At 67.6% G+C, this 24,036-nt stretch carries 20 protein-coding genes; 14 read left to right on the forward strand and 6 right to left on the reverse strand.

Features of this window, described 5'->3' with window-relative positions:
* Nucleotides 1-103: 103 nt before the first annotated feature.
* From ACTJJX_RS24035 to ACTJJX_RS24045, 3 genes are all read left to right on the forward strand, one after another.
* Nucleotides 104-979, forward strand: coding sequence for a LysR family transcriptional regulator (locus ACTJJX_RS24035; protein WP_003093413.1), 876 nt, complete (start codon nt 104-106; stop codon nt 977-979).
* A gap of 282 nt (nt 980-1,261) precedes the next feature.
* A complete protein-coding gene (locus ACTJJX_RS24040; RefSeq protein WP_016852459.1) occupies nt 1,262-2,506 on the forward strand; it encodes a cyclic di-GMP phosphodiesterase in 1,245 nt (414 codons plus the stop codon).
* Nucleotides 2,507-2,826: 320 nt separating this feature from the next.
* On the forward strand, nt 2,827-3,048 hold the full coding sequence (locus ACTJJX_RS24045) for a hypothetical protein (protein ID WP_003101293.1): 222 nt from the start codon (nt 2,827-2,829) through the stop codon (nt 3,046-3,048).
* Nucleotides 3,049-3,064: 16 nt separating this feature from the next.
* Here the strand turns inward: ACTJJX_RS24045 and ampR are convergent, their stop codons facing one another.
* On the reverse strand, nt 3,065-3,955 hold the full coding sequence (gene ampR / locus ACTJJX_RS24050; RefSeq protein ID WP_003101291.1) for a LysR family transcriptional regulator AmpR: 891 nt from the start codon (nt 3,953-3,955) through the stop codon (nt 3,065-3,067).
* Between the two features lie 148 nt (nt 3,956-4,103).
* On the opposite strand from ampR, the gene ACTJJX_RS24055 reads away from it, so the two are divergent.
* Together ACTJJX_RS24055 and ACTJJX_RS24060 are read left to right on the forward strand one after the other, a co-directional pair.
* A complete protein-coding gene (locus ACTJJX_RS24055) occupies nt 4,104-5,297 on the forward strand; it encodes an extended-spectrum class C beta-lactamase PDC-5 (RefSeq protein ID WP_003119095.1) in 1,194 nt (397 codons plus the stop codon).
* Between the two features lie 63 nt (nt 5,298-5,360).
* The gene (locus ACTJJX_RS24060) at nt 5,361-5,759 is read left to right on the forward strand and encodes a hypothetical protein (protein ID WP_003093424.1); all 399 of its coding nucleotides are present in this window, start codon (nt 5,361-5,363) and stop codon (nt 5,757-5,759) included.
* Between the two features lie 163 nt (nt 5,760-5,922).
* On the opposite strand, the gene ACTJJX_RS24065 is transcribed toward ACTJJX_RS24060, so the two are convergent.
* The 3 genes from ACTJJX_RS24065 to ACTJJX_RS24075 form a co-directional block, all read right to left on the reverse strand.
* Nucleotides 5,923-10,176, reverse strand: a complete 4,254-nt coding sequence (locus tag ACTJJX_RS24065) for a PAS domain-containing hybrid sensor histidine kinase/response regulator (protein WP_016852458.1) — start codon at nt 10,174-10,176, stop codon at nt 5,923-5,925.
* Between the two features lie 127 nt (nt 10,177-10,303).
* Nucleotides 10,304-11,494 (reverse strand): sugar transporter, encoded by a 1,191-nt coding sequence (locus ACTJJX_RS24070; RefSeq protein WP_004345966.1) that lies wholly within the window; start codon nt 11,492-11,494, stop codon nt 10,304-10,306.
* 153 nt (nt 11,495-11,647) lie between these two features.
* Entirely contained in the window at nt 11,648-12,157 is a 510-nt protein-coding gene (locus ACTJJX_RS24075) for a GNAT family N-acetyltransferase (RefSeq protein ID WP_003118200.1), read from the reverse strand.
* 419 nt (nt 12,158-12,576) lie between these two features.
* Here ACTJJX_RS24075 and ppnN point away from each other — a divergent pair, with 419 nt between their 5' ends.
* From ppnN to ACTJJX_RS24095, 4 genes are all read left to right on the forward strand, one after another.
* A complete protein-coding gene (gene ppnN / locus ACTJJX_RS24080; protein WP_003121931.1) occupies nt 12,577-13,962 on the forward strand; it encodes a nucleotide 5'-monophosphate nucleosidase PpnN in 1,386 nt (461 codons plus the stop codon).
* 117 nt (nt 13,963-14,079) lie between these two features.
* Nucleotides 14,080-14,667 carry a biliverdin-producing heme oxygenase gene (locus ACTJJX_RS24085; RefSeq protein WP_016852457.1) on the forward strand — a complete coding sequence of 196 codons (588 nt, stop codon included), beginning with the start codon at nt 14,080-14,082 and terminating at the stop codon, nt 14,665-14,667.
* Between the two features lie 27 nt (nt 14,668-14,694).
* Complete coding sequence (gene bphP, locus ACTJJX_RS24090) at nt 14,695-16,881, forward strand: bacteriophytochrome BphP (protein ID WP_003121929.1); 2,187 nt, start codon at nt 14,695-14,697, stop codon at nt 16,879-16,881.
* Nucleotides 16,882-16,958: 77 nt separating this feature from the next.
* Nucleotides 16,959-17,528, forward strand: a complete 570-nt coding sequence (locus ACTJJX_RS24095; protein ID WP_003101275.1) for a hypothetical protein — start codon at nt 16,959-16,961, stop codon at nt 17,526-17,528.
* Between the two features lie 110 nt (nt 17,529-17,638).
* Here ACTJJX_RS24095 and ACTJJX_RS24100 read toward each other — a convergent pair whose 3' ends face one another.
* Nucleotides 17,639-18,445: an APH(3')-II family aminoglycoside O-phosphotransferase gene (locus ACTJJX_RS24100; RefSeq protein ID WP_003121928.1), complete on the reverse strand. Its 807-nt coding sequence runs from the start codon at nt 18,443-18,445 to the stop codon at nt 17,639-17,641.
* A gap of 51 nt (nt 18,446-18,496) precedes the next feature.
* A complete protein-coding gene (gene hpaA, locus ACTJJX_RS24105) occupies nt 18,497-19,408 on the reverse strand; it encodes a 4-hydroxyphenylacetate catabolism regulatory protein HpaA (RefSeq protein ID WP_003113010.1) in 912 nt (303 codons plus the stop codon).
* A gap of 219 nt (nt 19,409-19,627) precedes the next feature.
* On the opposite strand from hpaA, the gene ACTJJX_RS24110 reads away from it, so the two are divergent.
* The 5 genes from ACTJJX_RS24110 (at nt 19,628) to ACTJJX_RS24130 (ending at nt 23,992) form a co-directional block, all read left to right on the forward strand.
* The gene (locus ACTJJX_RS24110) at nt 19,628-20,287 is read left to right on the forward strand and encodes a fumarylacetoacetate hydrolase family protein (RefSeq protein ID WP_003110133.1); all 660 of its coding nucleotides are present in this window, start codon (nt 19,628-19,630) and stop codon (nt 20,285-20,287) included.
* A 10-nt stretch (nt 20,288-20,297) separates the two neighbouring features.
* The gene (locus ACTJJX_RS24115) at nt 20,298-21,077 is read left to right on the forward strand and encodes a fumarylacetoacetate hydrolase family protein (protein WP_003101268.1); all 780 of its coding nucleotides are present in this window, start codon (nt 20,298-20,300) and stop codon (nt 21,075-21,077) included.
* Nucleotides 21,074-22,534, forward strand: coding sequence for a 5-carboxymethyl-2-hydroxymuconate semialdehyde dehydrogenase (hpaE, locus tag ACTJJX_RS24120; RefSeq protein ID WP_009877075.1), 1,461 nt, complete (start codon nt 21,074-21,076; stop codon nt 22,532-22,534). Before ACTJJX_RS24115 ends, hpaE begins: the two co-directional genes overlap by 4 nt.
* 131 nt (nt 22,535-22,665) lie before the next feature.
* The gene (hpaD, locus tag ACTJJX_RS24125) at nt 22,666-23,589 is read left to right on the forward strand and encodes a 3,4-dihydroxyphenylacetate 2,3-dioxygenase (RefSeq protein ID WP_003093449.1); all 924 of its coding nucleotides are present in this window, start codon (nt 22,666-22,668) and stop codon (nt 23,587-23,589) included.
* A gap of 10 nt (nt 23,590-23,599) precedes the next feature.
* Nucleotides 23,600-23,992: a 5-carboxymethyl-2-hydroxymuconate Delta-isomerase gene (locus tag ACTJJX_RS24130; protein ID WP_003101265.1), complete on the forward strand. Its 393-nt coding sequence runs from the start codon at nt 23,600-23,602 to the stop codon at nt 23,990-23,992.
* The last annotated feature ends 44 nt before the right edge of the window (nt 23,993-24,036 follow it).

The raw sequence follows: 24,036 nt of genomic DNA on the forward strand, positions 1-24,036 counted from the left end.
ATCCGATCACCGGACGTAAGGAAGGGCGAACGGTAGCGAACGACAAGGTATTCTGGAAATCGAAAAATATTCAGCCAACGATTCGCAAAGCGAGAATACCCAGGTGCAATTGTCTCAGCTCCGCGCCTTCTGCGCCGTGGCCCACACCGGCTCGATCAACGCCGCGGCGAAGGCGCTGAACCGTGTCCCGTCGAGTCTCTCCGTACGCATCCGCCAGCTTGAGGAAGACCTCGGTTGCCAGCTGTTCCTGCGCGAGCACCAGCGTCTGCGCCTGTCGCCGGACGGTCGGCGTCTGCTGGAGCATGCCCGGCGAATCCTCGATCTCAGCGACAGTACCCGGGCCATGATGCGCAACGAAGAGAGCGGCGGCCGCCTGGTGGTAGGTGCCCTCGACGTGGTTCTGGTCGCCTTCATGCCATGCCTGATCGGGCGGTTCCGCCAACGCCACCGCGCGATCGAACTGGACATCCGCAGCGAAGCCTCGGAAGCCTTGGTGCAGCAGGTCTCGGATGGAGTGCTAGACCTGGCCCTGAGCGATGGTCCCGTGCGCTCTCAGACCCTGGAAAGTAGCCTGGCCTTCGTCGACGAAATGGTGCTGGTTACCGAGCTGGATCATCCACCGATCACCAGTCCGCGCGACCTGCGTTGCGCCGAACTGTATGGGTTCCGTCACGACTGCTCGTTCCGCTTCCGCATGGATCGCTGGCTGGAGGAAGCCGACTGCCTGCAACAACTGCCAGTGCTGGAAATCGAGTCCTACCACACCATGCTCGCCTGCGTCAGCGCAGGCATGGGTGCCGCCTGGGTGCTGCGCTCCGTGCTTGCGACGCTACCTGGCAACCACCAGGTCCGCGCGCATCCGTTGCGCGACTATGGCACCACCGAGATCCATTTCATCTGGCACAGCGGCCATCTCACGCCCAACGCGCAACGCTTGATGGCTGTACACCAGGACGCGCTCGTCGAGCGCCGCGACTGAGATTTGGCCCGTGCTATCGCCGCCGTAGGTTTCCACCGCCGTCTCCGCCAGCGCGAGGACCTGGCTGGCGCCGGTTTGGATAGGGCCACTTCGCCAGGGCGATGTATCGGGGCTGTACCGTCGGCGGAGGGATTTGTATGCCGGGAGTACGCGGATACAGAACGATACGCAGCCAAGCGAAGGTCACGCCGACGAACTGACGGGCATCTCTCACTCCCGCCGGCCCATCTCGGCTACCGTTAGGAGACAGCCACCTGGCCCAGTCTCGAGGTCGAGCCCATCGTGCTGAAACGCATTCCGGTAACCCAGCTTCGCCTCGGTATGTTCGTCCAGAGCCTTTGCGGCTCGTGGCTGGACCACCCGTTCTGGAAAAGAGGTGGCTTCCTGCTCGACAGCCAGGCCGACCTGCAGCGCCTGCGCGAAAGCGCCGTGAAGGAAGTCTGGATCGATGCCAGCAAGGGCCTCGACCTCCCGGAGGAAGCGGCGGTCTCGGCCGCTGCGGTCCTGCCGGTCACCATGCCGGCCGGCCCTTCGCCGGCGCGGGTCGCCCTGGAGGAGGAAATCCGCCACGCCGCCCTGCTCTGCAGCCGTGCCAAGGCCGCCGTGGTCAGCATGTTCCGCGACGCGCGCATGGGCCAGGCCATCGATACCGCGCATGCATCGGACCTGGTGGACGAAATCTCCGCCTCGGTGCTGCGCCATCCCAACGCGCTGGTCAGCCTGGTACGGCTGAAGACCTCGGATGAATACACCTACATGCATTCGGTGGCGGTCTGTGCGCTGATGATCGCCCTCGCCCGCCAGCTCGAACTGCCCGACCCGCTGGTACGCGAGGCGGGGCTGGCCGGACTGCTGCACGACATCGGCAAGATGGCGGTGCCCGATCCGATCCTGAACAAGCCCGGCAAGCTCACCGACCAGGAGTTCGGCCTGGTTCGCCGGCATCCGCAGAACGGCGCGCGGATGCTGCTCGATTGCCGCCAGGTCAGCGCCCTGGTGGTGGATGTCTGCCTGCACCACCACGAGCGCATCGACGGCACCGGCTACCCCTTCGGCCTGGCGCAGGAGCAGATCAGCCTGCTGGCGCGAATGGGCGCGGTGTGCGACGTCTACGACGCGATCACCTCCGACCGTCCCTACAAGAAGGGCTGGAACGCCGCCGAGGCGATCCGACGCATGGCCGAATGGAACGGGCACTTCGACCCGCAGGTGTTCCGCGCCTTCGTCAAGGCGGTGGGCATCTACCCGGTCGGCGCGCTGGTCAGGCTGGAAAGCGGGCGCCTCGGCGTGGTCCTCGAACAACACGGCCGCTCGCTGCTGACGCCACGGGTCAAGGTATTCTTCTCGGCCCGCTCGAAGGTGCCGATCCCGCAGCAGGTGCTAGACCTGGGTAGGGCCGGACAGACCGACCGAATCGTCGGCTTCGAGCCGGCGGAAGCCTGGAACTTCCGCAATCTCGACGAGATGTGGACGGGACTGGCCAAGTCCACGGGCTCTTATTTCGACGCGGGAACCGGAAATCCGTAGACGCCTTCCGCCGGCAAGCCGAGCACCGCTCCCGTAGGGCGCATAACGCGAAGCGTTATCCGCCGCTTCGCCGCAATCTCCGCCTGCTCCGCGTTGCTTTAAGCGCACCATCGTCGATACTGCTGGCAATCCGCCGACAGTTTTCAAGAGGCCATATGAGTCCGCTCCTGGAGACAATCGAAGAGCACAGCAGAAATGGCTGTGCTCCATCCAAAGCGCTGCTTGCCCTGTGGTCCGCAGGCGCCGACCTGAGGGTTTCCCCGAGGAAGGCTGGCCGCCTATGCGAACTTGCCGTCGTTACCGCAGCAGGGAAAGCAGGCATGCTCGAGAGCGAGATCGTTGCGGCACGCCGGGCCTATGCCGCCAGCCTGGGAGTGACGCTTAGCGGAGCGATCAGCAACGCCGACGAGCCGGTCCATATCCGCCACGCCGTCAGCAATTCCAATCACAACCCCAACGCCTCAAACCGTATCAACCTTGGGAGGGCCCGAGCGTATAAAAAAAGGCGCGAGGAAGGTGATTACTTCTTCATCGACACTTGAATCGCCTGCATAACCGTTATCTCCCCCGCGCCTCAACGGCAGCCATCTCCAGCAACCACCCCCGGAACGCCAGCATCGCGCTGGTCTCCCCCCGCGACTGCAAGCGCGTCAGCCAGTAGCTGCCGGTACTCACTTCGGTGGCGAACGGACGCCGGATGCTCTCGCTGGCCAGTTGCCGGGCAAACATCGCCGCCGGCGCCAGGGCCACGCCGACACCCTGGCGGGCCGCCTCGAGCATGGCCAGCGAGGTGTCGAAGACGATGCTCCGGGTCAGTGGCGCGTGCGCCGGCAGTCCGGCCGCCTGGAACCACAGCGGCCACTCGTCGGCGCGGTAGGAGCGCAGCAGGGTGTGCTGCAGCAGGTCGGCGGGACTGTGCAACTGGGCGGCGACCTCCGGGCAGCAGAGCACCGTCAGCGGCGCCTCGAACAACGCCAGCGCCTCGGTGCCGTGCCAGGCGCCGCCGCCGAAGCGGATCGCGTAGTCGAGCCCCTCGGCGGCGATGTCGACGCGGTTGTTGTGGGTGGACAGGCGCAGATCGATGAAGGGATGGCGCGCCTGGAAGTCCTCCAGCCGCGGCAGCAGCCAACCGACCGTGAAGGTTCCGACCGCGCCGACGGTGAGCACGTCCCGGTAGTGGCCGCCCTCGAAACGTTCCAGCAGGCCGGCGATGCGGTCGAAGGAGTCACACAGCACCGGCAGCAGGCTCTCGCCCTCGTGGGTCAGCATGAGGCCGCGCGGCAGACGCTTGAACAGGGCCACGCCGAGACGCTCCTCGAGGCTCTTCACCTGGTGGCTGACCGCCGCCTGGGTCACGCACAGCTCGATGGCCGCGCGGGTGAAGCTCAGGTGCCGGGCCGAAGCTTCGAAGGCGCGCAGGGCGTTCAGCGGCAAATGGGGTCGAACCAATCTCTGCTCCAAATTTTTCTAATGGCTGCCGCGAGTATTCGTCGTTTGCCGCAAATCCTGCGCAAGCCTAGATTTTCCCCGCCCGCCGATCAAGGAGCGCTCCCGGGGCGGTTTCTCATGCAGCCAACGACAAAGGACGCCAATCCTCATGCGCGATACCAGATTCCCCTGCCTGTGCGGCATCGCCGCTTCCACACTGCTGTTCGCCACCACCCCGGCCATTGCCGGCGAGGCCCCGGCGGATCGCCTGAAGGCACTGGTCGACGCCGCCGTACAACCGGTGATGAAGGCCAATGACATTCCGGGCCTGGCCGTAGCCATCAGCCTGAAAGGAGAACCGCATTACTTCAGCTATGGGCTGGCCTCGAAAGAGGACGGCCGCCAGGTGACGCCGGAGACCCTGTTCGAGATCGGCTCGGTGAGCAAGACCTTCACCGCCACCCTCGCCGGCTATGCCCTGGCCCAGGACAAGATGCGCCTCGACGACCGCGCCAGCCAGCACTGGCCGGCACTGCAGGGCAGCCGCTTCGACGGCATCAGCCTGCTCGACCTCGCGACCTATACCGCCGGCGGCTTGCCGCTGCAGTTCCCCGACTCGGTGCAGAAGGACCAGGCACAGATCCGCGACTACTACCGCCAGTGGCAGCCGACCTATGCGCCGGGCAGCCAGCGCCTCTATTCCAACCCGAGCATCGGCCTGTTCGGCTATCTCGCCGCGCGCAGCCTGGGCCAGCCGTTCGAACGACTCATGGAGCAGCAAGTGTTCCCGGCACTGGGCCTCGAACAGACCCACCTCGATGTGCCCGAGGCGGCGCTGGCGCAGTACGCCCAGGGCTACGGCAAGGACGACCGCCCGCTACGGGTCGGTCCCGGCCCGCTGGATGCCGAAGGCTACGGGGTGAAGACCAGCGCGGCCGACCTGCTGCGCTTCGTCGATGCCAACCTGCATCCGGAGCGCCTGGACAGGCCCTGGGCGCAGGCGCTCGATGCCACTCATCGCGGTTACTACAAGGTCGGCGACATGACCCAGGGCCTGGGCTGGGAAGCCTACGACTGGCCGATCTCCCTGAAGCGCCTGCAGGCCGGCAACTCGACGCCGATGGCGCTGCAACCACACAGGATCGCCAGGCTGCCCGCGCCACAGGCGCTGGAGGGCCAGCGCCTGCTGAACAAGACCGGCTCCACCAACGGCTTCGGCGCCTACGTGGCGTTCGTCCCGGGCCGCGACCTGGGCCTGGTGATCCTGGCCAACCGCAACTATCCCAATGCCGAGCGGGTGAAGATCGCCTACGCCATCCTCAGCGGCCTGGAGCAGCAGGGCAAGGTGCCGCTGAAGCGCTGAAGCGCGCTCGCGAGGGCGACGGAGCGTAGCGCGCGGGACGCCGGTCCTGGCTATGATGGTGCCATGAGCGCTTCCCCGCCCCTCCGCCAGCCCTGCCCGCCCGGCGCCTGCGTCTGCGAACGCGAGCGCCTGGAGGCGCCCGGCGCGGACCGTCGCATCCTCCTCCTGACCCGCCAGGAAGAGCAGCGCCTGGCCGCTCGCCTGGAAGCCCTGCGCAGCCTGGAAGACCTGGAACACCTGCTGCGGCGCATGGAGGAACAACTGGGCATCCGCCTGCGGATCGCCCCGGCCTTCGGCGAGGTGCGCAGCATGCGCGGCATCCGCATGCGCTTCGAGGAGCAGCCGGGGCTCTGCCGCAAGACCCGCCAGGCGATTCCCGCCGCCATCCGCCGCGGCCTGGAGAAGCGCCCGGAAGTCGCCTACGCCCTGCTCAACGCCCACGACCTGCTGCGCGACGCCTGAAGGCACTGAACGACAGGAAGAGGATGTCGCTCAAGACCTGGGCGGGCTTCAGGAGTATCGGCGGATAACGCCCATGGCGTTATTCGCCCTACAGGCCGCAGCGGATGCAGGCGAGCCCCGGGTCCGCCTGAATCCTTGGCGGGACTGGCCACCGCGCCGGGGTTCAGCTCGCCGACTCCGCCTGCACGTCGCCGAACATCGCCTGCAGGCGGAGCAGGCAGGCATCGCACAGGGTGCGCAGTTCGTCGAGGCGGATGCCGGCGAGGATTTCCATGCCGCGCAGCGGATCGGCGCGGCGCAGGGCCTGCTCCAGCTCGCTGGCACGGTCGGCCAGGGCGCTGGCGCCAACGGTGGACGCGCTGCCCTTGATGGTATGCAGGGTCGCGGCGCTGCCCTGGACATCGCCCTCGCCGAGCTGGCGTTCGAGCTGGGCGAAGAGGTCCTGCATATCCGGAACGAAGCGCCGCAACACCTGGACGATCAGCTCCAGGCTGCCGCCGAAACGCCCGACGATATCGCCCCGCGCCTCGACCAGTTCGCCCGCGTCCGCTGTCGTTGCCGGCGCCCCCCTGTCGCCGCTCCTGCCGAGATGACCGAGCAGACAAAGCACCAGGCGCTCCTTGTCGATCGGCTTCGCCACATGGTCGTTCATGCCCGCCGCCAGGCAGGCTTCGCGGTCGGCCAGCGAGGCGTTGGCGGTCATGGCCAGGATCGGCAGCCCGGCGAAGCGCCCGTCGGCGCGGATTCGCCGGGTCGCCTCGAGACCATCGATATCCGGCATCTGCATGTCCATCAGCACCGCGTCGAACGGCACGCTCGCCTCCAGCACCTGCTGAACGCCCGCCAGCCCACCGTCGGCGAGGGCCACCCGGGCGCCCTCGCTGCTCAACAGCTCGGCGGCGACCTGGCGGTTCAGCGCGTTGTCCTCCACTACCAGCAGACGCACGCCCCGCAACCGCTGGGTGCGCTCCACCGGGCGCGGCGGCGGGTTGGCCGGGGCGCCCTGTTCACCGTGCAGGGCATGCAGCACCGAGTCGGCCAGTTGCTTGGGCGTGACCGGCTTGGTGAGAAAATCGACGAAGGGCGGCGCGCTGTGGTCGCGCGCATCGGCCAGCACCTCGCGGCCATAGGCGGTGATCATGATCACCATGGGCGGCGGCAGGTCGCCCTGCAACTGGCGGATCAGTTGCGCCGCGCTGAGGCCGTCGAGATCGGGCATGCGCCAATCCATCAGCACCACGTCGTAGCGACGGCCTTCGGCCATCGCCGCCTGGACCCGTGCCACCGCCTCGCTGCCGCTGCCGACGCAGTCGGCGCGCCAGCCGAGGGCGCCGACCGTGCGTTCGAGCAGCTCGCCGGCCACCAGGTTGTCGTCCGCCACCAGCAGCCGCAGCGGTTCGCCGGCCCCGGGGCAGGCCGCACGCAGCGGTTGGTCGTGGGCGACGTCGAGGTCCAGGTCGAACCAGAACCGGCTACCGCTGCCCGGCGCGCTCTCGACCCGCAATTCACCGCCCATCAGGTCGACCAGGCGTTTGCATATGAACAGGCCGAGGCCGGTGCCGCCGAAGCGTCGCGAGGTGGACGCCTCGGCCTGGGTGAAACCTTCGAAGATGCGCTGCTGCTGTTCCGCGCTGATGCCGATGCCGGTGTCCGCCACCAGCACCCGCAGGCGCACCAGGTGGGCGTCGTGCGCCAAACGCCGCAAGCTCACCAGGACGTGCCCGCGGGCGGTGAACTTCAGTGCGTTGCCGGCCAGGTTGATGAGGATCTGCTGCAGGCGCAGGCGGTCGCCGACCACCGCGCTGGGCAGCTCGGGATCGATGTCGAAGATCACCTCGACGTCCTTGTCGCCCTGGTTGCCGGAGAGCACCACGGCCAGGTCCTGCATCAGCGGCTCCAGCTCGAAGGGGAGCATTTCCAGGACCAGTTTGCCGGCCTCGATCTTCGAGTAGTCGAGGATGTCGTTGAGCAGGCCGAGCAACGAGGTTGCCGCCGAGCTGGCCTTGTCCAGGTAGTCGCGCTGGCGTTCGTTGAGATCGGTCTGCCGGGCCAGTTGCAGCATGCCCAGCACGGCATTCATCGGGGTGCGGATCTCGTGGCTCATGTTCGCCAGGAACGACGACTTCGCCGCGCTGGCGGCGTCCGCCTGCTCCTTGGCCTCGCGCAGGCGCGCCTGCAGTTGCTGGTCGCTGGTGATATCGATATTGATCCCGGTGACCTGCAGCGGGTTGCCGTCGGCGTCGCGCTCGACCTGCGCGCCGGCCTGGATGAAGCGGATGCCGCCGTCGGGCAGCACCACGCGGAAGATCACATCGTAGTTGCCGCGCCCCTCCACCGCCGCGCGCAGGCTGGCCTCGGTGCGCTCGAGGTCTTCCGGATGCAGGCGGCTGCGCCAATGCTCGTAGACCAGGCCGCCGTCGCGCAACGCCAGCGGCTGGCCATACAGCTCGCACATGCGCTCGTTCCACTGCAGGCTGTCGTCGGCCAGGTTCCAGCGCCAGATGCCCAGGCGCGCCACGTCGGCGGCCATTTGCAACTGGTCGCGCGCCGCGGCCATCTCGCGCTCGGCGTTGCGCCATTCGGTGACATCGACGGCGATGCCCAGGTAGCCGTTGATCGCCCCAGCCTCGTCGCGCAGGACGGTAACCGAAAGCGTCACGCTGAGCGGCGAGCCGTCCTTGCGCAGATAGGTCCATTCGCGGGTCTCGGCGCCCTCCTGTTCGGCCCGCGCCACCAGCACGCGGAAACCCTCCTCGCCCAGCTCCTGGCCGCGGGCGAGCAACTCCCGCTCGCTGTGCAGCAGGGTCGGCGAGGCCTTGCCGACCACCTCGTCGGCGCGGTAGCCGAGCATCCGCTCGGCACCGAGATTGAAGCCGCTGATGATGCCATCGCGGTCGAGGGTGATGATCGACACCTCGGACGCCGCCTGCAGCACGCTGCCGAGCAGTACGTTCAACCGACGCAGTTCGGCGGTACGCTCGGCGATCTGGTGCTCCAGGCCGGTATTGAGTTCGCGGATGCGGGCCTCGGCGGCCTTCTTCGCGGAGATGTCGCGTACGGTCTTCGAGGCGCCGACCACGCCGCCGTCCGGACCGAGGATCGGCGAGACGGTCACCGCCACGTCGAGCAGGTGGCCATCCTGGTGCCGGCGCACGGTATCGAAGCTGACCACCTGTTCTTTACGGGCGATGCGGGCGAGGATGTCGAGTTCCTCGTTCTCCTTGGATGGCGGCACCAGCAGGTCCACCACCCGCCGCCCGACCGCCTGCTCCTCGCGGTAGCCGAACAACGCCTCGGCCCCGCGATTCCAGTCGCTGATGACGCCGTCGAGGCCGACGCCGATGATGCCGTCCGCCGAATTGCCGACGATCGCCGCCAGCCGCGCCTGGGTCGCCGCCTCCCGACGCCGGCGCAGGCGGCCGAGGGCGCTGGCGTTGACCAGCGCCGCCAGCAACAGGCTGACCAGGCTGCCGGCCAGGAACAGGATGCGCGGCGAAGGCTGGTGCAGGCGCTGGACGAACAGCGGCAGTGCGCTGAACGCCATCTGCCAGTGCCGACCGTAGATCTCCCGCCGCAGCATGTGGCCGAACAGGCGTTGAGCCGGCGCCGCGGCGCCGTTGACGAAGAAGGGCACGGCAGCGCCGTCGCCGGTGACGTCGCTGAGTTCGAGGTGGATCGCCGCGTTGTCGATGGGCAACCCGGCCAGCACCTCGCCGGTCAGCAGCGGCGCATAGCTCCAGCCGAAGCCTTCGAGTTCGCGCTGGGGCCCCGGCGGTGGAGTGATGCCGCTGCGGTAGATCGGCATCAGGATGAGGAACGATTGCTGGCGCAAGCCGCTGGCCTGGACCAGGGTGATCGGCCCCGTCAGGCGCACCTGCCCGGTCTCCAGGGCGGCGCGGGCGGCCTCCCGGCGATTGGCTTCCGAGGCGATGTCCAGGCCCAACGCCTGGCCGTTGCGCGCCACCGGCTCGATGTACTGGATGACGTAGCGCTCGCCATCGTGCGGAGTCAGTTGCTGGATGCGGAACTCCGGCTGGCCGTCGGCCCGCGCCTGGCGCAGGAACCCGGCCTCGTCGGCGGCCGCCACCCGGCGTATGAAGCCGAAGCCGCGGGCGCCGGGAAACTCGCGGTCGATGTCGCGGGTCAGGCTGTAGCGGCGGAACAGTTCGCGGTCGATGTGCGCCTCGCCCGCCGTCAGCAAGGCACCGCGCACCCCGCGCAAGCCATACTGGTAGAGTTCCACGCGGCGGGTCACCGCCTCGGCCAGCAGTTCCGCCTCGCGTTCCAGCGCCATCCGCGCCTGTTGCTCGTTGACCAGCGCCAACCCCCAGGCGCCCAGCCCGGACAGCAGCAGTCCGAGCGCCAGTGTCGCGCCCGCCCAGCGGCTCAGCCTGAACTTGCTCTGTTGTACGTTCACCCGATATACCGTCCCTGCGCCGGCCCGGCGCGGGGCAATCCCGCACTCCCTGCGCCTTTTCGTCCCAGAAGACTAGATCAAGCGGGCGGATTCCTCCGCCGAATCATCCGACCCCAGGTATGACCGCTCACAACGACGTGCTTTTCAGCGCCTCCGCGTAGCGCAGTGCGGCGAACAGGGCGAGCAGCAGGCCGGCCAGCGCCAGCACGGCGCCGACGTTGCCGATCGAGGCCAGGCCCATGCGTTCGCTGACCACGCTGCCGAGCAGCGCGCCGGCGCCGATGCCGACGTTGTACAGGCCGGAGAACAGCGCCATGGCCACGTCGGTGGCGTCCGAGGCGAGGCGCAGGACGCGGGACTGCTGGGCCAGGCCGAAGCACATGATCGACATGCCCCAGAGCAGGCAGAGCGCCATCAGCCAGGTCGGCTGCGCGGACAGCGGCAACAGCAGCGCCAGGCTGCTGCCCAAGACGAGGATCGCGGCCAGCAGGAAGCCTCGCGGGAAAGCCTCGCTGTAGCGGCTGAAGAGGATCGAACCGAAGATCCCGGCGCCGCCGAACAACAGCAGCAGCAGGGTGGTCGCCTCGCCGCTCATCCGCGCCACCTGCTTGGCGAAGGGCTCGATGTAGCTGTAGGCGGTGAACTGGGCGCTGATCACCACCACGGTCAGCACGTACAGGCAGACCAGCGCCGGGCGTCGGAACAGCATCGGCAGGCTGCGCAGGGAACCGGAGTTCTGGCTTGGCAGCAGCGGCAGGGAGCGCGCCAGGTAGAGCAGGGTCAGCACCGAGAGTCCGGCGATGGCCATGAAGGTGGTACGCCAGCCCAGGGCCTCGCCGACCACCCGCCCCAGCGGGATGCCCAGGACCATCGCCAGGGTGGTGCCGGTGGCCAGCAGCCCTAGCGCCTTGGCCTGCTGTCCCGGCGGCGCCACGCGCACCGCCAGCGAAGCGGTGATAGCCCAGAACACCGCGTGGGCGAAGGCAATGCCGATCCGGCTGAGCATCAGCACCTGGAAGCTCCAGGCCAGCCCGGACAGCACGTGACTGGCGATGAACAGCAGGAATACCCCGACCAGCAGCTTGCGCCGCTCGATATTGCGGGTCAGCAGCATCATCGGCAACGAGGCCAGCGACACCACCCAGGCATAGATGGTCAACATCAGGCCGACCTGCGAGGTGGGCATCTCGAAGCTGTGGCCGATGTCGCTGAGCAGGCCGACCGGGACAAACTCCGTGGTGTTGAAGATGAAGGCGGCCAGGGCCAGGGCGATCACGCTCAGCCAGCTGCCGCTGCGGGTTTCGGAGGTGCTGTCCATGGGGCGTTCGGTTCCGGAGCAGGGGGCGGACGGGCAGGTCCCGCGACCCTCGCCACACACGACGGAAAACGCCCCGGACGCAAGGGTCCGGGGCGGCGATGTGCGTTGGATGGTCGTTATAGGTATTGGAGGGAACTGCCGAATCCCGCGATTCTACGCCGGGACGCCGTGCGCTGCACGCCCGCCCGGCGCTCCGGCGACCGTCCCGGAGCGATGGGACGGCTCCGGCAGCATCAGGCAGGCCATCGTCTCGCCCCAGGGCGCGAGGCCCTGTTCGACGAAGCCGGCGTCCCGATAAAGCTGGCGAGCCACGTCGTTGTCGACGGCGTAGGCGACCATCAGGCGATCGCTGCGCCGCCTCGTCCGGCGCACGCTGGCGATGATCCGTTGCAGGGCGGCGCGGCCATGCCCCTTGCCCTGGTAGCGGCGGTCGATCATCAGACGGTAGAGCCAGTAGTGGCCGTCGTCGGCGTCGGGGCCGTAGAGGGCGAAGCCGACCATGCGCCCGCCGTGGTGGATGCCGACCGCGCGGAACCCCGGCAGGAAGCGGCTCTGGGCCAGCGAATAGAGGTTGGAAGCGACGAAGTGCGCCTGGTGGCGGGCGACCTTCAGGTCAATGCAGGTTTCCCAATCGTCGCGGGTGATGGTTCTGAGTTCGATCATGGATGACAGGCTCTTGGAAAAAGGAGGAAAGAAAGTCGCTAGGTACGCTGCTGGACTGTTCATACGACATGCTTCGTTCCTCCCTTCGACTGGCCGAGCATCCGGCGGAAACGCAACGATATCAGGAGAAGAGTCGATTATCCCAGCCGATGCCGGATCTTTTCGTCCACGGCTAGTGGCAGGATTTCCCCGGTGCCAGGCCGGCGACAGATAAATTCGAGATTTTCCTTGTCAGATCAGTCAGGTTCTCGCTATTACATTTAACCAAGACCCTGGAGCCAAGCCCCAGCGCACGGTTGCCTCGTCGCCCCACTCCGACGGCTGATCGCCCTCTCCCCCGGCACGCAACCTGCCCGGCGCTCCCTTATCCGGATGCCGCGGCTCTTCTACGCCGCCGCATCCCCTGCATGGAATCGCACATGTCTCATCGCCCTGTGATCAACGCCTCGGTCAGTCCGAAAGGCACGCTGGAAACCCTCTCCCAACGCGAAGTGCAACAACTGAGCGAAACCGCCAACGGCAAGACCTACCAACTGTTCCGCCAGTGCGCCCTGGCGATCCTCAATACCGGCGCCCACAGCGACAACGCCAAGACCATCCTCGACGCCTACAAGGACTTCGAGGTGCGTATCCACCAGCAGGACCGCGGCGTGCGCCTGGAGCTGATCAACGCGCCGGCCGACGCCTTCGTCGATGGCGAGATGATCGCCAGCACCCGCGAGATGCTGTTCAGCGCCCTGCGCGACATCGTCTACACCCAGAGCGGGCTGGACAGCCAGCACGTCGACCTGGACAGCTCCCAAGGCCTCACCGACTACGTCTTCCAGCTGCTGCGCAACGCCCGTACGCTGCGCCCCGGCGTCGAGCCGAAGATCGTCGTCTGCTGGGGCGGTCATTCGATCAGCAGCGAGGAATACAAGTACACCAAGAAGGTCGGCCATGAGCTCGGCCTGCGCAGCCTGGACGTCTGCACCGGCTGCGGACCGGGGGTGATGAAGGGACCGATGAAGGGCGCCACCATCAGCCACGCCAAGCAGCGCATCGTCGGCGGTCGCTACCTGGGCCTGACCGAACCGGGAATCATCGCCGCCGAGGCGCCGAACCCGATCGTCAACGAACTGGTGATACTCCCGGACATCGAGAAGCGCCTGGAAGCCTTCGTCCGCGTCGGCCACGGGGTCATCATCTTCCCCGGCGGCGCCGGGACCGCGGAAGAGTTCCTCTACCTGCTGGGCATCCTCATGCACCCGGACAACCAGGACCTGCCCTTCCCGGTCATCCTCACCGGTCCCCGCAGCGCCGAAGCCTACCTGCAGCAGCTCCATGAATTCGTCGGGGCGACCCTCGGCCATGCGGCGCAGCGCCACTACCGGATCGTCATCGACGACCCGGCCGAGGTGGCCAAGCAGATGGCCCAGGGCCTGAAGGAAGTGAAGCAGTTCCGCCGCGAGCGCAACGACGCCTTCCACTTCAACTGGATGCTGAAGATCGATGAAAGCTTCCAGCGCCCGTTCGAGCCGACCCACGAGAACATGGCCAGCCTCCAGCTCAGCCGCAGCCTGCCGCCCCACGAACTGGCGGCCAACCTGCGCCGCGCGTTTTCCGGAATCGTCGCCGGCAACGTCAAGGACAACGGCATCCGCATGATCGAGCAATACGGGCCCTACGAGATCCACGGCGACCCGGCGGTGATGCTGCCGCTGGACCGCCTGCTGCAGGCCTTCGTCAAGCAGCACCGGATGAAGCTGCCCGGCGGCGCGGCCTACGTCCCCTGCTACCGGGTGGTGCAGACCGAGGCGGCCTGAGCGCGCCCGCTCCGGCATCCCTGCGCCGCGCGCGGGGATGCCCATTTATTCCGAGCCGGGCGTACGGCTTCCTGCTACTCTTTTCCGTTCATGCCTCGAATCGCTGGCCCTGACCTCATGTCCCCATCTCCATCGCCAGCCCTCGCCGCACTCCGCGACGCCACCCGTGACCTGCACGCAGAACTGGACCGCCGTTCGCCGTTGGGCGACGACGATCTCGACGACCGCGCCTACCTCGACCATGCCGGACGCATCCTTGGCTGGCTCGAACCCCTGGAGCGCGCGCTGCGCGACAACCGCAGCGGCTGGCCGGCGGCGCTGCGGGCCGACGCGCGGCTGGTCAAGAGCACCTGGCTGGAAAGCGACCTGCTGGCCGGCGGCATGAGCCGCGCGCAGGTGGAGGCGCTACCGCGCTGCGCCGACCTGCCGAATGCGACACAGGCCGCGGAGGTCTTCGGGGTGGCCTACGTGATGGAAGGCGCGACGCTGGGCGGCGCGTATCTCTACAAACGACTAGCTCCACGCCTGCCCGGTCTGCCGCTACAGTGGTTGCGGGGCTACGGCCAGGCAACCGGGGTGCGCTGGCAGGAGTTTCTCGAACAGCTCGCCCGGCAGATCGACAGCCCCGAAGCCATCGGCCTTGCGCAGGATGCGGCACAGGCTACATTCCTTTCGTTTCGTCGATGGGTTCTCGACGAGGCCTGACTGCCTGGAGACCAGGCTGGACGATAGATGACGAGCATCACCCCGGTTACCCTGGCGAACTGCGAGGACGAACCCATCCACGTGCCTGGCGCGATCCAGCCGCACGGGGCGCTGATCGCCCTGCGCGCGGACGGCATGGTCCTCGCGGCAAGCGAGAACATCCAGGCGCTACTGGGTTTCGTCGCCTCGCCGGGTTCCTACCTGACGCAGGAGCAGGTGGGGCCGGAGGTCCTGCGCATGCTCGAAGAGGGACTGACCGGCAACGGCCCATGGTCGAACAGCGTCGAGACGCGGATCGGCGAACACCTGTTCGACGTGATCGGCCACAGCTACAAGGAAGTGTTCTACCTGGAGTTCGAGATCCGCACCGCGGACACGCTGTCGATCACCTCCTTCACCCTCAACGCCCAGCGCATCATCGCCCAGGTCCAGTTGCACAACGACACCGCCAGCCTGCTCAGCAACGTCACCGACGAACTGCGCCGGATGACCGGCTACGACCGGGTGATGGCCTACCGTTTCCGCCATGACGACTCCGGCGAGGTGGTCGCCGAGAGCCGTCGCGAAGACCTCGAAAGCTACCTGGGGCAACGCTACCCGGCCTCGGACATCCCGGCCCAGGCGCGTCGCCTGTACATCCAGAACCCGATCAGGCTGATCGCCGACGTGGCCTATACGCCGATGCGCGTGTTTCCCGCGCTGAACCCGGAGACCAACGAATCGTTCGATCTCAGCTACAGCGTGCTGCGCAGCGTTTCGCCGATCCACTGCGAATACCTGACCAACATGGGCGTGCGCGCCTCGATGAGCATCTCCATCGTGGTCGGCGGCAAGCTCTGGGGACTGTTCTCCTGCCATCACATGTCGCCCAAGCTGATTCCCTACCCGGTGCGCATGTCGTTCCAGATCTTCTCCCAGGTCTGCAGCGCCATCGTCGAGCGCCTGGAGCAGGGGCGTATCGCCGAACTGCTGCGCGTGTCCACCGAGCGCAGGCTGGCCCTGGCTCGCCGCGCGCGGGACGCAGACGACCTGTTCGGCGCACTGGCCCACCCGGACGATGGCATCGCCGCACTGATTCCCTGCGACGGCGCCCTGGTCATGCTCGGCGGCCGCACCCTGAGCATCCGCGGCGACTTCGAGCGCCAGGCCGGGAATGTCCTGCAACGCCTGCAGCGCGACCCGGAACGGGACATCTACCACACCGACAACTGGCCGCAGCCCAGCGTGGACTCTCCGGACGGCGGCGACTGCTGCGGTGTGCTGGCGATCCGTTTCCACCGCCAGGAATCGGGCTGGATCTTCTGGTTCCGCCACGAGGAAGTGCACCGCATCCGCTGGGGCGGCAAGCCGGAAAAGCTGTTGACCATCGGCCCGTCCGGTCCGCGGCTGACCCCGCGCGGCTCGTTCGAGGCCTGGGAGGAGGTGGTCCGCGGCCACTCCACGCCCTGGAGCGAAACCGACCTGGCGATCGCCGAAAAGCTGCGCCTGGACCTGATGGAACTGTGTCTCAACCATGCGGCCGAGGTCGACCGCATGCGCCAGCGCCTGATCGCGGTGCTCGGCCACGACCTGCGCAACCCGTTGCAGTCGATCTCCATGGCGGCGGCCCTGCTGTCGTCCAGCGACACCCGCACCACCGAACTGCGCCAACACATTTCCGCGTCCAGCAGCCGCATGGAACGGCTGGTCAGCCAGATCCTCGACATGAGCCGCCTGCAATCGGGCATCGGCCTCACCGTGAACCCGGTCGACACCGACGTCTCGCAACTGGTGCGGCAGATCGTCTGCGAAACCGACGTCGCCTATCCCGGCCTGGTGATCGAGATCGCCATCGACCCGCAGGTTCGTGCCGTGGTCGACCCGGACCGCTACGCCCAGGTCGCCGCCAACCTGCTGAGCAACGCCCGTCATCACGGCCTGCCCGGCCGGCCGGTGCTGGTCACCCTGACCCGCCAGGGCGACGAGGTGTGCCTGAGCGTGCTCAACGAAACCAGCGGCCTCTCCGAAGCGCAACTGGCCAACCTGTTCGAACCGTTCAAGCGCGAGTCGGCGGACAACCAGCGCAACCGCAACGGCCTCGGTATCGGCCTGTACATCTCCCAGGCCATCGCCCAGGCCCACCAGGGGCGTATCGACGTGGACTGCCGCGACGACGTCATCACCTTCTGCCTGCGCCTGCCGGTGCGCCAGGCGGAGACCGGCTCCTCGTCCTGACGACGAGGACCGTGCACAATGCAACGCTTGCAGGTATCTTCGGCAGCCATCGCCGTCTGACAGGATCGCCCCGTTCCATGCCCCGCCTCCGCCTCCGGACCGTCCTCGCCTGCCTCGCCGTGTTCTGCGCGGCTCCCGCACTGGCCAGGGTCGAAGTGCATTCGCTGCAACACAAGAGCATGGGGCGGGTGCTGACGGTCCGCGTCTCGGAGGAGATCGCGCCGGGCGACTACGAGACGCTGCTCAAGGGTTTGCGCAACAATCCGGGAACCTACTCGCGTAAGCTGCTCCTGCTGAACAGCATCGGCGGCAGCGTGCCGGAGGCGATCCGCATGGGCCGCCTGCTGCGCGAATCCGGCTTCGACGCGCTGGTGCCGTCGAGCAGCGTCTGCCAGGGCACCTGCGTCTACCTGCTGGCGGCCGGCAAGCGCAAGACCGTACGCGGCTACGTCGGCCTGCACCGTCCCTACTACGCCCACGGCGACTCGCTGCACTCGCGCTCGGCCAACGGCATGCGCTACGACTCCGCCGCCTACTTCCGCGAAATGGATATCCCCAGCACCTTGGTACAGGCCATGCAAAGCACCGATCCCAAACGGATGCGCGTGCTTTCGGCGAAGGAACTGGCGCAGTACCGGCTGAACTGAACCGGCGACTCTACGGAGCCGTCAAGAAAAGACGCGATGGCGGGTGCCGTCGTACCCCGTTTCCGTGCAAAGACAGGCCGAATCCGCACCGGATCCGAACCGGCCCTACTCTAGAAGAACTCGTCCAATAGCCTGAAGTACGCCAGCCGTTCGCCGTCGATATCGCCGCCGTATTCGACGAGGAAGGCCTCGGCCCAGGCCGCGCCGAGTTCGGCCTCGATGTCCCGCGCGGCCAGGGCCAGGTCCTGGTGCCGGTCGGCGACGCCGAGCCGCCCGCAATCGATGAAGCCGCTGAAGCGCCGGCCCTCCGCCAAGAGGTTGGGCAGGCAGGCGTCGCCGTGGGCGACCACCAGGTCTTCGACCGCCGGACGCCGGTCGAGGAGCAGGCGGTACAGCTCCGTGGCGCTGCGACCGCGATGGTCGTCATCGAAGTCCGCCTCGTCCACCAGCCCGGCCTCGACCCGCTGGCGCACGGTGTCCAGGCGCCGCTCCAGGCGATGGTCGAAGGGACAGGCAGCCGGATCGAGATCGTGCAGCCGGCGCAGGGCGGCGGCCACCAGGCGCACCAGGCGCTCGGGCTCCAGCTCGCCGCGCTGCGCCAGCGCGGACAGCGTGTCCCCCGGCACGGCGCTCATCAGCAGCCATTGCCGGCCGTCGCTCTGGGTTTCGTTCAGCACCTGCGGGCAATCGATGCCGGCACCGTGCAGCCAGCGCAGGCGGGCGATTTCGGCGGGCAGCTCGGCATGTGCGGACAGCACTTCCTGCTTGACGAACAGGGTCGGCCGCCGCGCAGCCTCCAGGCGGTGGACAGTGGCCGCGGAACATCCTTCGCCCTGCCCTCGCCAGCGGTAGCCGGCAAGGTAGTCGGCCCAGGTAGCGGGAGCCTGCGGCGGCATGGAGGTGGCTGCATCATGCATGGAGAAACGCTTCCTGTTCGAGTGGGAGCGCGAGTATACCCGCCCACCCGCTCAGCGACGGGACTCCCCGTCGGCCTGTCGCTGGCGGTAAGCGCTGGGGGTGAGCCCCGCGTAACGCACGAAGAAACGACTGAAGTAGGCCGGGTCCTTGAAGCCGAGCTGGTAGCAGATCTCGTTCACCGAGCCGCCGGTGAACAGCAGCAGGCGCTTGGACTCCTGCATAAGCCGTTCGTACACCAGGCGCTTCGACGGCAGGTCGGCGATGCGCCGGCAGACGTCGTTGAGGCGCGCCTCGGTGACGCCGATCCGGCTGGCGTAGAGCGACAGCGGCCAGTGCTCGGCATAGCGCTCCTCGATCAGCGCGTTGAAGCGCTGGAAGATCTGCAGGTCTTCGTGGCGCATCGGCCGCGCAGCCACCGAATTGGCCGAGAGACGCAGCAGGCTGATCATGACCAGCCGGGTCAGCGCCAGCAGCGCCTGCTGGCGGCCGGAGCGGCTGGCCATCGACTCGCTGCGCAACTGCTCGAAGAGCAGCGCCAGGCGCGCCGCCTCCTCGGCCGCGCCGCCCTCCAGGTTGCCCAGCGCCACGCAGGCCGGCGCCACCTGCGGGCCGGGCGCCAGGCCCGGCTCTGCTTCGGTGAGGCTCCACACCAGTTGCTGGCGCACGGTCAGCACATGGCCATCGGCGTCCGCCTCGGTGACGAAGGCGTGCGGCACGGTCGGCGGGGTGAGGAAGAACATCGGCCCCGACTCCAGGTACTGGCGCTCGTCGAGATAGACCCGCACCGCGCCGTTCTTCACGTAGTGCACCTGGAAGAAACGGTCGTGCCGGTGCGCCGGCATGTTGCGACCGAAGAATCCGGCCAGGTTGCCCAGCGCATCGTAGTGCACCTCGGCGTCGGCATAGCGCTGGTCGTAGACCTGCCCGATGTTGATGTTGGGGATCGGCTGGCGCTCTGGCATGGCGATCTTCTCTTTGTTGTTCTTCCCGGCTGCGCACGCAAGCCGTCGCGGGCATCCGTATACCGCAGACGGCGCCTCTTGCCACCTCCCCGGGACGAATGGCGCAGCAACCGGGGTTGACGATCATTAACATGTTAAATATAACGTTAACACATTAACGAGTTTTCGCCAGGACGGCCCCCTCGCCGTTCGCTTATCGCGCCAGGAGACACCACCACAATGAGCCGCGCACTGAATGACGTCGCCGCCGGCACCCTGTTCGGCGTCGCGCTGAACTACAAGGGCCTGCTCGACAGCCGCCTGCCGGAGTTCCAGCAGCCGCCCTACCAGAAGCCGCCAGTGAAGCCGGTGTTGTTCATCAAGACACCGAATACCCGCAACGAGCACGACGCCCCGGTGCTCTTCCCGCGCGGCGTCGAGCGCCTGCAACCGGGCCCGGCGCTGGGCGTGGTGATCGCTCGCGACGCCAGCCGGGTGAAGGAGGAAGAGGCCATGGCGCATGTCGCCGGCTACGTGATCGTCAACGAGTTCAGCCTGCCGGAAGACAGCTACTACCGCCCGGCGGTGAAAGCCAAGTGCCGCGACGGCTTCTGCCCGTTCGGTCCGCAACTGGTGCCGACGCAGGAGATCGCCGATCCCCATGCGCTGGAGCTGAAGCTGTACGTCAACGGCGAACTGCGCCAGCGCAACAACACCGCCAACCTGGTGCGCGACATCCCGCGGCTGATCGCCGAGATCAGCGAGTTCATGACCCTGCACGCCGGCGACGTGCTGATCACCGGCACCCCCGAAGGGCGCGTCGACGTGCATCCCGGCGACCGCGTCGAGGTCGAGATCGACGGCCTCGGCCGCCTCGCCAACAGCATCGTCGCGGAATGAGGAACCGACCATGAAACACGCACGCATCCGCTACCAGGGCCGGGTTCACCAGGTCACCGTGGAAGACGCCAACGCCGTCCGCCTGGCCGACGGCACCCTGCTCGCCGAGGACCGGGTGGAGTGGCTGCCGCCGGCCACCGGGAGCATGTTCGCCCTCGGCCTGAACTACGCCGACCATGCCGCCGAACTGTCGTTCAAGGCGCCCAGCGAACCGCTGGCGTTCATCAAGTCGCCGGGCACCTACACCGGCCACCGCCAGGTCAGCTGGCGTCCGGACAACGTCGACTACATGCACTACGAGTGCGAACTGGTGGCGGTGATCGGCAAGCCGGCGCGCAACGTCCGCCGCGAGGACGCCCTCGGCTACCTGGCCGGCTACACGGTGTGCAACGACTACGCGATCCGCGACTACCTGGAGAACTACTACCGGCCCAACCTGCGGGTGAAGAACCGCGACGCCACCACCCCGGTGGGGCCGTGGATCGTCGACGCGGCCGAGGTTCCCGAGCCGAACCGGCTGGTCCTGCGCACCTGGGTCAACGGCGAGCTGCGCCAGGAAGGCAGCACCGCGGACATGATCTTCGACATTCCCTACCTGATCGAATACTTCTCCAGCTTCATGACCCTGCAGCCGGGCGACATGATCGCCACCGGCACCCCGGAAGGCCTGTCCGACGTGGTCCCCGGCGACGAAGTGGTGGTGGAGGTGGAAGGCGTCGGTCGCCTGGTCAACCGAATCGTCAGCGAGGCCGAATTCTTCCGCGCCCGCGCACAGGAGCACGCAGAATGATCAAACACTGGATCAATGGCCGCGAGGTCGAAAGCAAGGACGTCTTCGAGAACTACAACCCGGCCACCGGCGAGCTGATCGGCGAGGTTGCCAGCGGCGGCACGGCGGAAATCGACGCGGCGGTGGCGGCGGCCCGGGAAGCCTTCCCGAAATGGGCCAATACCCCGGCCAAGGAGCGCGCGCGCCTGATGCGCCGGCTCGGCGAGCTGATCGACCGGAACGTGCCGCACCTGGCGGAACTTGAGACCCTCGACACCGGCCTGCCGATCCACCAGACGAAGAACGTACTGATCCCGCGCGCCTCGCACAACTTCGAGTTCTTCGCCGAAGTCTGCACGCGGATGAACGGGCACAGCTATCCGGTCGACGACCAGATGCTCAACTACACCCTGTACCAGCCGGTGGGCGTCTGCGGCCTGGTCTCGCCGTGGAACGTACCGTTCATGACCGCCACCTGGAAGACCGCGCCGTGCCTGGCGCTGGGCAACACGGCGGTGCTGAAGATGTCCGAGCTGTCGCCGCTGACCGCCAACGAGCTGGGCCGCCTGGTGCACGAGGCGGGCATTCCGCCGGGGGTGTTCAACGTGGTCCAGGGCTACGGCGCCAGCGCCGGCGACGCGCTGGTTCGCCACCGCGACGTGCGCGCGGTGTCCTTCACCGGCGGCACCGCCACGGGGCGACGAATCATGGAGGCGGCCGGGATCAAGAAGTACTCGATGGAACTGGGCGGCAAGTCGCCGGTGCTGGTCTTCGAAGACGCCGACCTCGAGCGGGCGCTGGACGCCGCGCTGTTCACCATCTTCTCGCTGAACGGCGAGCGCTGCACCGCCGGCAGTCGCATCTTCGTCCAGGAAAGCGTCTACCCGCAGTTCGTCGCCGAGTTCGCCGCGCGCGCCAGGCGCCTGATCGTCGGCGATCCGCAGGACCCGAAGACCCAGGTCGGCTCGATGATCACCCAGGCCCACTACGACAAGGTCACCGGCTACATCCGCATCGGCCTCGAGGAAGGCGCCACCCTGGTGGCCGGCGGCCTGGAGCGTCCGGCCGGCCTGCCGGCGCACCTGAGCAAGGGGCAGTTCATCCAGCCCACGGTGTTCGCCGACGTGGACAACCGCATGCGCATCGCCCAGGAGGAGATCTTCGGCCCGGTGGTCTGCCTGATCCCGTTCAAGGACGAAGCCGAGGCGCTGCGCCTGGCCAACGACGTGGAATACGGCCTGGCCTCCTACATCTGGACCCAGGACATCGGCAAGGCCCATCGCCTGGCACGCGGCATCGAGGCCGGGATGGTCTTCATCAACAGCCAGAACGTGCGTGACCTGCGCCAGCCGTTCGGCGGGGTGAAGGCCTCGGGCACCGGACGCGAAGGCGGGGAATACAGCTTCGAGGTATTCGCCGAGATCAAGAACGTGTGTATATCCATGGGCAGCCATCACATCCCCCGCTGGGGCGTGTAGGGCGCGCTCGTGCAGAGCGGCCGCCCGAGGCCGCCAGCAGCGCCGGCGTGCAGACACAATCAGAAGAATCCGGGCGAGCCGCCAGCGGCCGCGCCCGCTGCCAGGCCCAACGGGCCACCAGGAGAATCGTCATGGGCAAAGTCGCTCTGGCTGCCAAGATCACCCACGTACCCTCGCTGTACCTATCCGAGCTGCCCGGCCCGCGCCACGGCTGCCGCCAGCCGGCGATCGACGGGCACCGCGAGATCGGCCGGCGCTGCCGCGAACTGGGGGTCGACACCATCGTAGTGTTCGACACCCACTGGCTGGTCAACGCCGGCTACCACATCAACTGCGCGCCGCACTTCGAGGGGCTCTACACCAGCAACGAGCTGCCGCACTTCATCGCCAACATGGAGTACGGCTTCCCCGGCAACCCGGAGCTGGGCCGCATCCTCGCCGAGGGTTGCAACGCGCTCGGCGTGGAAACCCTGGCCCACGACGCCACTACCCTCGGCCCGGAGTACGGCACCCTGGTACCGATGCGCTACATGAACCAGGACCGCCACTTCAAGGTGGTCTCGGTCTCCGCCCTGTGCACCGTGCATTACCTGAACGACAGCGCGCGCCTGGGCTGGGCCATGCGCAAGGCGGTGGAAGAGCACTACGACGGCACGGTGGCGTTCCTCGCCAGCGGCTCGCTGTCCCACCGCTTCGCCCAGAACGGCCAGGCGCCGGACTTCTCCGACCGCATCTGGAGCCCGTTCCTCGAGGTTCTCGATCATGAAGTCGTGCAGATGTGGCAGGAGGGCCGCTGGGCCGAGTTCTGCGGGATGCTCCCCGAGTACGCCTCCAAGGGCCATGGCGAAGGCTTCATGCACGACACCGCGATGCTCCTCGGCGCCCTCGGCTGGTCGGCCTACGACGGCAAGGCGGAGGTCGTGACGCCCTACTTCGGCTCTTCCGGCACCGGGCAGATCAACGCGGTATTCCCGGTCACCGCCCAGGACGGCTCGGCGATCCCCGCCGCCCAGGCCGGCAACCCGGCCGGCGCCAGTTGCGCCAGCCGCCTCTGAGGACGCCACCATGCCGCACTTCATCGCCGAATACACCGACAACATCGAAGCCGAAGCCGACCTGCCCGGCCTGTTCGAGAAGGTCCACGCCTGCCTCGGCGCCAGCGGCGTTTTCCCGCTCGGCGGCATCCGCAGCCGCGGCGTGCGCCTGGACACCTGGCGCATGGCCGACGGCAGGCACGACTACGCCTTCGTCCACATGACCCTGAAAGTCGGCGCCGGTCGCGACCTGGAGACTCGCCGGCAAGTCGCCGAGGCACTTTTCGAGGTGATCACCGCGCACTTCGCCGAGCTCCAGGCGCGACGCCTGCTGGCGCTGTCCTTCGAACTCACCGAACTGGACGCGGAGCTGAACTACAAGCGCAACAACGTGCATGAATTCCTGAACAACCCGGCGGACTGACCAGCCCGCCATAACGCTGCACTCACCCAGCTCGCCTCCCGGCC

This window comes from Pseudomonas sp. 22490 (assembly GCF_052044465.1).
GTDB classification, from domain to species: Bacteria; Pseudomonadota; Gammaproteobacteria; order Pseudomonadales; family Pseudomonadaceae; genus Pseudomonas; species Pseudomonas aeruginosa.